The organism is Limnoraphis robusta CS-951 (assembly GCF_000972705.2).
Genome location: NZ_LATL02000086.1, coordinates 1 through 9,485, shown reverse-complemented (window position 1 = coordinate 9,485; position 9,485 = coordinate 1). Strand labels below are relative to the sequence as shown.

Annotated in this window: 8 protein-coding genes; 5 read left to right on the top strand and 3 right to left on the bottom strand. The window is 38.6% G+C overall.

Features of this window, described 5'->3' with window-relative positions:
- Nucleotides 1–24: 24 nt before the first annotated feature.
- The 4 genes from WN50_RS07560 to WN50_RS07545 all read left to right on the top strand — a co-directional run bounded on the left by WN50_RS07560 (nt 25) and on the right by WN50_RS07545 (nt 6,226).
- Nucleotides 25–1,494 carry a polysaccharide biosynthesis/export family protein gene (locus WN50_RS07560; protein WP_082172370.1) on the top strand — a complete coding sequence of 490 codons (1,470 nt, stop codon included), beginning with the start codon at nt 25–27 and terminating at the stop codon, nt 1,492–1,494.
- A 42-nt stretch (nt 1,495–1,536) separates the two neighbouring features.
- Nucleotides 1,537–3,744: a GumC family protein gene (locus tag WN50_RS07555; RefSeq protein ID WP_046280220.1), complete on the top strand. Its 2,208-nt coding sequence runs from the start codon at nt 1,537–1,539 to the stop codon at nt 3,742–3,744.
- A 62-nt stretch (nt 3,745–3,806) separates the two neighbouring features.
- The gene (locus WN50_RS07550) at nt 3,807–5,114 is read left to right on the top strand and encodes an oligosaccharide flippase family protein (RefSeq protein WP_046280221.1); all 1,308 of its coding nucleotides are present in this window, start codon (nt 3,807–3,809) and stop codon (nt 5,112–5,114) included.
- A gap of 71 nt (nt 5,115–5,185) precedes the next feature.
- Complete coding sequence (locus WN50_RS07545) at nt 5,186–6,226, top strand: NAD-dependent epimerase/dehydratase family protein (protein ID WP_046280222.1); 1,041 nt, start codon at nt 5,186–5,188, stop codon at nt 6,224–6,226.
- A gap of 114 nt (nt 6,227–6,340) precedes the next feature.
- Here the strand turns inward: WN50_RS07545 and WN50_RS07540 are convergent, their stop codons facing one another.
- The 3 genes from WN50_RS07540 to WN50_RS07530 all read right to left on the bottom strand — a co-directional run bounded on the left by WN50_RS07540 (nt 6,341) and on the right by WN50_RS07530 (nt 9,241).
- Nucleotides 6,341–7,333, bottom strand: coding sequence for a sulfotransferase family protein (locus WN50_RS07540; protein ID WP_053221456.1), 993 nt, complete (start codon nt 7,331–7,333; stop codon nt 6,341–6,343).
- 112 nt (nt 7,334–7,445) lie between these two features.
- Nucleotides 7,446–8,354: a glycosyltransferase family 2 protein gene (locus tag WN50_RS07535; protein ID WP_046280223.1), complete on the bottom strand. Its 909-nt coding sequence runs from the start codon at nt 8,352–8,354 to the stop codon at nt 7,446–7,448.
- A gap of 179 nt (nt 8,355–8,533) precedes the next feature.
- Nucleotides 8,534–9,241, bottom strand: coding sequence for a DUF6492 family protein (locus WN50_RS07530; protein ID WP_049558616.1), 708 nt, complete (start codon nt 9,239–9,241; stop codon nt 8,534–8,536).
- On the opposite strand from WN50_RS07530, the gene WN50_RS07525 reads away from it, so the two are divergent.
- On the top strand, nt 9,241–9,485 hold a 245-nt coding region (locus tag WN50_RS07525), incomplete at its 3' end, for an O-antigen ligase family protein (RefSeq protein ID WP_049558612.1). The genes WN50_RS07530 and WN50_RS07525 overlap by 1 nt on opposite strands.

The window sequence follows — 9,485 nt, the reverse complement described above, 5'->3', positions numbered from 1 at the left end:
AGCCAAGTTACCTCTGAAGTATCTATGCTTGATTTTAATCAGCTTCGTCTATCCTCTTATGTCAAATTAAAATTGATTAACGCTGGGATAAAATGTCTATCAGGCTTATTCTGCGTAGCATGGCTTAATGTTGCTCACGCTCAAGCTCAACAACCTAATCTAGTTTTTCCTCAGCCATCAAACATTACAAATTCAGCAGATACAGACGCTTACACCCTCGGGCCAGGCGACCTTTTGCGTGTGGATATTCTGGATGTTCCCGAATATAGTGGAGAATATCTCATCCTCAACGATGGTAGCCTGACTATGCCTTTGATTGGACGCCTGAATGTTGCTGGCTTAACTGTTTCTCAATTAACGAATTTAATTACAACAGAATACACTCCGTTTGTTCAGCAACCTTTTGCGACAGTCAGTCTTTTATCTCCTCGTCCTCTCTCGGTTGTGGTTGCAGGTGAGGTGCTTCGTCCAGGAAGTTATGTGATCCCGCTTTTAGTTCCTAACTCTCAAACCCGACAATTTCAGTTTTTCAAAGTAACACAGCTTCTTCAACAGGCAGGAGGAGTGACTCAGCTTGCTGATATTAGTCAAATTCAGATTCGCCGCATTAATCCCAATCAACAGTTAATTACTGTGAATTTGAAAGATTTACTAGAACAGGGGAATATCAGTCAGGATGTACTTCTGCGAGATGGAGATACAATTTTTGTTCCCAAAGCCGCAACCTTTGACCCGATAGCCATTCGTCAACTGACTTCAGCTAGCTTTGCCTCAAAGGAGATTGAGCCATTTTCTGTTGTCATTGTCGGTGAAGTGTTTAACCCCGGTACTCATCAGGTCGGTGGACAGTCCGGATCTACAAGTTCCCAGCCTCCTACTATTACTCAAGCGATTACCAGTGCAGGCGGAATTACACCTCTAGCAAATATTCGTGAAATTCAACTTCGCAGACTCACAAACGCTGGGGTAGAAGAGGTTGTGACAATTAATTTGTGGGAACTTCTCACTCAAGGAGATGTGACTCAGGATGTGGCGTTGCAACCCGGAGATTCGATTACCATTCCCCAAGCGAGGGAAATTGACTCCACAGAAGTGACTGCTTTAGCTAGAGCGAGCTTTTCTCCCCAAACGATTCAAGTTAATGTGGTGGGTGAGGTGATCCGTCCTGGCGCTGTTAATGTTGCACCAGATACTACCCTAAATCAAGCAATCTTAGCGGCTGGAGGATTTGATCAACGCCGAGCTAATAAAGAAATTGTTGAACTGATTCGTTTGAATCCCAATGGAACGGTTTCTCGACGAAATATACCGATTAACTTAGAAGCCGGAATTAATGAAGCGACCAATCCTATTTTAAAGCGAGATGATGTGATTGTTGTGAGTCGCTCCGGTGGCGCTAGATTTGGTGATTCTCTAGAAGAGGCGTTGAAGCCTTTTGGCGGAATTATCGGGATTTCGTCCGTGTTAAATGTGATTCAGTTTTGGAGTAGATAATCTGAAAGAAGACTATATTTTTATACCTTTAAGGAGGAACTTATGGAAGATAGAGAATCAATTGATTTAGACATTGGTAAGTATTTACAAACAGTCAAACGATATTGGTTAATAGTGATTAGTGTTTTTTTACTCTGTGTAGGTTTGTCTGTCTATGGTACTAAATATTTAAAGCCCACTTATGCAGCCAGTGGCAAACTCTTATTTAAAGTAGATAGAACTTCCTCTCTCGCTGGTATTGGTGAGGGTTTAGGAGAGTTGAAAGCCTTACTGGCTGACCAAACGCCTCTCAGCACACAGATTGAAATTATCTCTTCTAATCGTTTATTAAATCAGGTAATAGAACAATTAAACTTAGTGGATGATGAAGGAAAATTAATTGATCCAGAAAGTATTAGAAAAAGTCTAGAAGTTAAGATCATTGGTGGAACAGATATTGTTTCTCTATCTTATGAAAGTCCAGATCCGCTAGAAGCAGCGAATATTGTGAATACTTTGATGGAGGTGTATATCCAAACCAATGTTAATATGAACCAAGATGAAGCAAGAGAGGCAAGAGAATTTATCTCTCAGCAACTTCCTCCAGTTCAACAAGAAGTTTTTCGAGCTGAACAAGCTTTACGGAGCTTTAAAGAGAAAAATCAAGTATTAGATTTAGAGGAAGAATTTAGAACAGCCGTTCTAGAACAAGCCGAATTAAATCGAAAAATTACAGTTTTAGAATCAGAACTCAGTGGAGTTAATGCTCTAGCAGAATCCCTACAAACTCAAGCCGGATTTGACCTAGAAGAAGCAATTGCAATTAACACGCTCAGTCAATCTCCGGTGCTAATTGGGATTCTCACAGAGCTTGAGAATGTCGAGTCTGAATTGGTGAATGAAAGAAAACGTTTTAAAGATCAAAATCCAAGAATTATTGCTTTGAAACAAAAGCGAGATTCACTCAATGCAGCTTTACAAGAACAAGTAGAACAAGTATTAGGAAGTCAAGCTGTTGTTCCAGAAGGTCTATTACAAGTTCCACAAGGTCAGAAAAATAATCAGCTTGAAAGATTTATTGCCAATGAGATTCAGCGCGTCGAATTAACTCGTCAACTAGACTCTCTATATGCTTCTCGTATAAACTATGAACAGCGATCGCAAAATCTTCCTCAACTTGAACAGGAACAACAAGAACTCCAACGAAAAGTTCAGGTTGCACAAGTAACTTATGAAACATTACTAAAAAACTTAGAAGAAGTACAAGTTGCAGAAAATAAAAGCACCAATAATGCTAGAGTAATTGAGGAGGCAATTGTTCCAGAGGAAGGTAGCACGGCAAAAACCAAACTTATAGCTTTAGGGATAATGCTCGGATTGGTTGGCGCAACGACATCTGTTTTAATATTAGCAATGGGAGATCAAAATATTAGAACCGTCGAAGAAGCCAAAAAAACCTTTGGATATACATTGCTAGGCATTATTCCGATGTTTAAGAATAAGCGATTCTCTGATTATTTTCAGGGAGAAAGAGCCAGTCAACAAATTCCTGTTGTCGAAGCATCTGATTCTTTTATTAGTGAAATTTACCGGATGCTACAAGCCAACCTGAAGTTTCTGAGTTCTGATAAACGAATTAAAACAATTGTGGTCACTAGCTCTGTTCCCAAAGAGGGAAAATCTACCGTTTCCGCGAATTTAGCCGCAACTTTAGCTCAATTGGGATATCGGGTAATGCTGATTGATGCCGATATGCGTCAGCCTTCTCAACATCATCTTTGGGGATTAACAAATGCCGTCGGGTTAAGTGATATTTTAGTCGGTCAAGCTGAACTCTCAAGCGTGATTCGTCAGGGTATTGAACGATTAGATATAATTCCATCGGGAGTCACTCCTCCAAATCCTCTGGCTCTACTCGATTCTAAACGGATGACCTCTCTGATTCGCAACTTTTCAGAAGACTATGATTTTGTGATTATCGATACTCCACCCCTAATTTTAGCGGCTGATGCTTTAACGTTAAGTCAAATGGCAAGTGGTGTCCTGCTTGTTGCTCGTCCGAAAGTTCTAGACCGAGGCAGTGCAAACTCAGCAAAAGAAATGTTAGAGCGTTCAGGTCAACGAGTGTTAGGTTTAGTAGTGAATGCTATTAGTAAAAATGAATCTGCTCAGTATTTTTACCATGCAAAACGTTACTTTCCGTCTCGCAAGTCTAACCGCCGAGATCTGAATCAATTAAACAGTCAAGTCAATTACTACAGCAAAAAATAAACAGCAGTGTAAAATTTTTATTCAAAATGTAAACCAAAATCATAATGCAGTGAGTTTTATTTATGAACTTTTTGACTCAATTAAAATATAAGTTAATAGAAACTTTTCAAAAAACACTGGTTCGTGATACCCTATGGCTCTTAATTAGTAAAATTTTTGGTGTCTTGATACAAGCGACCTCTTTTATTTTAGTTGCTCGCTCATTGGGAGCAGAAAATTTTGGAATGTTTGTAGGAGTTAGTGCTTTAGGAGCAATTGTGCTTCCTTTTGCTGTTTTAGGAAGCGGAGATATCCTCATTCAATCCGTGTCCAGAGATCGATCTCGTTTTAGTGAATATTGGGGTAAAACGCTTGCTACTGTTTTTGTTTCAAGTCTGTTTATTACCACTTTTTTGGTATTAATCGCTAAATTATTCTTGTTAAGATCTGTTCCTACACTGGTTTTAATTCTGATTCTAACGGCTGATATTTTAGGTGTAACATTGACATTTCATGTTACTGCAAAAGCCTTTATGGCTGTCAACATGATTAAACAATCTGCCCTGGTGCGGATGATGCTGGCAGTTAGTAAATTTATAGCTGCTCTCATCATGGCAAAATACTTTTCAAATCCTGATATATTCATCTGGTCGAGTTTATACTTTTTGAGTACATTAATTGCTGCATTTACCTCAGTCTTATTTGTTTGTAAGCTTCTGGGGAAACCCAAGTTTCCCTCACTGAAATTTACGACTGATCTGGGTCAAGGGTTATACTTTGCAATTAGTGAATCTGCAAGCACCATCAACGCTAACATTGATAAAACAATGCTGGTTAGTCTTTCAACTGCTGAAGCAGCAGGTTTATATGCAGCAGCTTATCGTATTATTGATGTCGGTTCAGTCCCTATTTATTCGATACTAGGTGCAACTTATGCTAAATTCTTTCAGCATGGTTTATCGGGTATAAAAGGAAGTCTAGACTTTGCTAAACGGCTATTACCTGTTATTGTTCTCTATGGAATTGTAGCGGCTATTGGCTTTTGGGTTTTGGCTCCCTTTGTGCCTGATATTCTTGGTGAAGAATATGAAAATGCAGTTGGAGCGTTACGTTGGTTAGCCCCTGTGCCTTTCTATCTTGGCGTACAATACATGGCAGCAGATGCTCTCACGGGAGCAGGATTTCAAAGATCTCGCAGTATTGTACAAGTCAGTGCCGCTATCCTCAATGTAGGATTAAATATCATTCTAATTCCTATTTATTCTTGGCAAGGAGCAACGTGGGCGACTTTATCTTCTGAAACTTTTAAATTGATCTTGCTGTGGATACTGGTTTTGAGCATCTATAAAAAAGAGATGAAAGCGCAGTCAAAATTAGATATAAATGAGTAAGTCAACTACTAATGTTTTGATTTGGAATTTAAGTTGGACTCAATTAAACTTTATTGGGGAGATAGTTAACTATGGTAAAAGTCGGCATTATTGGAGCCAGTGGATTTATTGGCAGTCGCACAACTGAGGTTTTTTGTCTAGAGAATATTGCCGAAGTCCGAGCAATTGTTCGCTCATCTTCTAGTCTTTCCCGTTTAACTCATCTCAACCTAGAAAGTTGCATTGCGGATGCTCTAAACACGACTTCCCTAGAAACGGCTCTGACAGGTTGTGATATTGCCATCTATTGTGCTGCGGGTAGCCCTTGGTTTCTTAAACAAACGGCAGTTTCTACCTATAAAGCAGCCGAAAAAGCTGGAGTCAGTCGTTTAGTTTATCTAAGTACCGCTTCAGTTCATGGACAAGCCCCTCCAGTGGGTACAGATGAGAATAGCCCCTTAAGCGATCGCCAATTTTTAGCTTATAATAACGCCAAAGTTTGGGTAGAGCAAAAATTGCTGCAACTGAGTCAAAAAGGCACAACAGAAGTAGTCCTACTGCGACCCGGAATCGTTGTAGGGCCGGGTTCAAGTTGGATTGTAGGATTTGCAAATTCTCTGTTATCTGGGACTGCATATCTTGTGAATCACGGTCAAGGAATTTGTAATAGTATTTACATTGATAATCTTGTCCATGCAATTCGACTGGCTCTGACGGCATCTCATATAAATCAACAAGCTTTTCTAGTCGGAGATGCAGAAAAAGTCACCTGGGCTGATTTGTATCGACCGATCGCAAAGGCTTTAGGTTTTGATCTCTCTCAACTGACGAATATTGACAATCCGGCATTCACTCCAAGTTGGAAGGAGCGACTTCGAGAAGGCTTAAAAAATTCTGATTTACTCGGAGGCACTCTCTACTTTGCCACTCAACGAAAGAAACAAGTTCAGCAAGTTCCTCAACAGCCTCCTCTTAATCAGGAAATGGCTGAACTATACAACTGTCAATACAAACTTCCTTATCATAAAGCAGAAGAAATGTTAAATTATGCCCCGATTGTATCTTTTGATCAAGCTGACAATCACACAGTAGAATGGCTTGCTTCTAATGGCTATTCTATCAACCCTGCATAACCTAAAAAGTTGAACAGATGACAATCAAGAAGACTATTAATAAAAAGCGCTTCTATAAACGCTAAAAAACAACAATAAGATCATTCTTTCAGAAAAGAGCAAGATACCATAGCATTATAGGTATCCTAAATTCTTGAGCAGAGTTCCTGCTTCTGTATTAATGATGTTTTGTTGTTCGCTAGAAAGTTTTTGCTTCCAAACTCCAACCGAGCTTTGACTTGCCTTACTTAAGGCTGATTGAAAAATAGCTTTAGACTCGTCGGGTTTATCAATTTCTAAAAAGTCTAATATCTTGCTAGTATATAGCATGGGCTCGGTCACTAAAGACTCATAATATACCTCAAGATATTGGCTAGAAGGAAGAGAGCTACGATGGTTAAAAGCGGCTTCAACGTGCCGACGCCAGCACCAAATACATCTATGAATATCAGTGGTTTGTTGAAACTCAAGAGCGCGTTCAGGTTCGACCCAATAGCGAGGATGTGAACCCAGCAAATAACCGCTAGGTTCTCTAAGACCAGAACCGTTAGAAGCTGAACTTAACCAGGGCTTCCTAACATTAGACAAAGAAACATCTCGACCGTCACGAATAATATGAATGAACTTAGCGTCAGGAAAACATTCATAAAGAAAAGGGATTAAGAAACAATTGTCGGGGCTTTTTTCAGCAAACCTTAAATCACCATTGAGGTGTATTCTCATTAGCCATTTGTAAACTAAGCGGTAGAAAAGGTAAGCTTGTTCAAAACTCCATTGCTCATGGTAAACATAGCGACTAGCAGCAACAGTTGCAACTGGCTCAAAATGGTAAGAATATTCTGATAATACACCGATACAATCCCCCAAAAATGTTGTACCTGAGCGGGGTGCGCCCACAATAAATAGAGGAGCTTGTAAGTTGGGATTTATAGATGCAATAATTCTGCGTATTGAAAGATTTCGGTTAGGCTTCTTAAAGCCCTTTTTATCAGCCTCTTGACGCATAAATAAGTCTGCCCCCACCGTTTTTCTAGCCCAGTAGACTATTAAATTATGGAAAGCTATTGGAATAGTATGAGCCGTCAAATTTTCAAAGTTACTTGTAGCTCTAATATCGGGTTGAGACATGATTTTCATAAAGAATATATTCTAGATAGAAATGAAAGCTGATTTTGTTCAATCATTATTTTTTTACTATAACAGTCAATGTTAGGTAATGCAACCTTTGAATTTAATTTTATTACCATTTTCCCTGAAAACCAAGCAGTCCTGAAACTGTTCCTATGCCCCGATATATATTCAACAGTTCTTGAACTAAAGCGTGTTTCCCTTGAAACGCTGCTGGTAAAATTCGGAAAGCTCCAACAGCAATTAAGCCACAACCTTTTGTAAAGCGAACAGTCTGAACCTGGACAGAAGGATATAGTTCTCGTTCAAATAAACTATATGAACTCCATCCCCAGTAGGCTCGATGAATCAGCCATTTAATATTAGTACGAGAAGAAGGGATTGATTCTCGTACAATTGCTTCATTCGCCCAAACAATACGATACCCTGCCTTATGAAGTCGCATAAATAAATGTGTATCTTCAGCCGCTTTACGAGCAAAACGATTGTCAAAGACTTGATCAAGTTGCTGCAATATTTTACTCCGAACCAGTACATTATTTGTAAAAGCAACATTCATTTGAGAACCCGTGACTTGAGACAAAGGTTCAAAAAATTTTCCTTTGACTATCCACTCAGGAATATTTTCATCCTCAAACTCAGGAATAACAGGCCCGGTAACAATGTCAGCATCGTATTGGCGCTGAACGGTCAAAAGTTCTTCAAGCCAGGATGAATCAGGAACCTCATCATCATCTATAATTGCAATAAAATCCGAACATTCAGAAACATTTTTAATGGTTCGGTTCCGAGCATAAGTAACTCCTTTGTTGTGTTCTATATCATAATTTAATTTTCCTATAAATGAAGTCTTAAACTCCTCACAAACAGGTTTGGCTGAACCTGATAAATCATTATCAACAATAATTAGCTCAAGATCAGGAGTTTCAATTTTTTCAAACTTTAGTTGACTTAGCCCCTCTAACAGAGACTTCAACTTATCGGGTCGTTGATAGGTCGCAATACAAACAGATACTAACATTTTTAGATGTCCAATAAATTATATAAAGATCATTGATTTTTATATTTTTGATACTCTTTTGTACTTGTTTAAATAAACAAAATTTATCGTTAACATTAATCAAATATTTTGATTTATTGATAGACTTTAAGTTAAAATTAAAAACATTTTAAAGGCATCATAATTAATTTTATCCTTGACTAATTAACCTGTTTAAGTAACTTTTCATAGCTTTGAACCGGAATCCCTGCTTTAGCCGAAATCATCACAGCAACCTGATAGGATTCAATCTCAAGAATAAACTTTTTAAGTTCCTCAGTCGATAGAACCTCTTCTCGCCAATAGTGATGACAAATTTGAGCTTGATCATAATAATGTCCTGATTCATTGCCTAGAACTTCATCGACAAACACACCATAAAGAACATATTCAGAAATATCCCAATGGCTGCAAAAAGTTTCAATCCAGTGACGATTAGAATGCTTTTCCAGTGTTTCATAAAGTTTTAAAACATTATCCCGTTTCCAAGTGACAATCTGACAAACATAGTTGTGGGCTGGGAAGTCAGTCATCGGAACTTGTAATAATTGACTAATTGTTTTAAACCATTGAGAAAATCGCAGTAAGTCTTGAGGAATTGAATTAAGTTCTCGAAAAAATCGAACTTTCCCATCTTGAACTAGATTCTTATATAGATCAAAAGGACGAACAAAAACAACATCTGAATCAATAAATATCAGAACATCTTCTTCAATGTACTGAGAAATTGCCATTTTTGTAAGTTGTTGGACGAGCCAACCTCTTAAGGGAAGTGTTTTGAGACTCAGCCAGATATTTTTTTTCTGGAAAGTTGGTAATCTTTGAATCCACCAGGGTAATATTGATTCTTTAGTAATAATCTCCCGCATTGATCCTTGTAGTTGCTGAATTACTTGGATTAATTGGCAAAGATCCATCCTTGACAGGTCGTACCGATCTTTGGGCTTGGGCTAGAGAAATGATTGATAAACGTCCCTGGCTAGGATATGGTTACACTGCATTTTGGCAGGGATTAGATGGCGGATCTGCTTATATTATTCGAGCAGCTAGATGGCCAGTTCCTTATTCTCACAATGGGATACTCGATTTATGGTTAGATATTGGCTTGTTGGG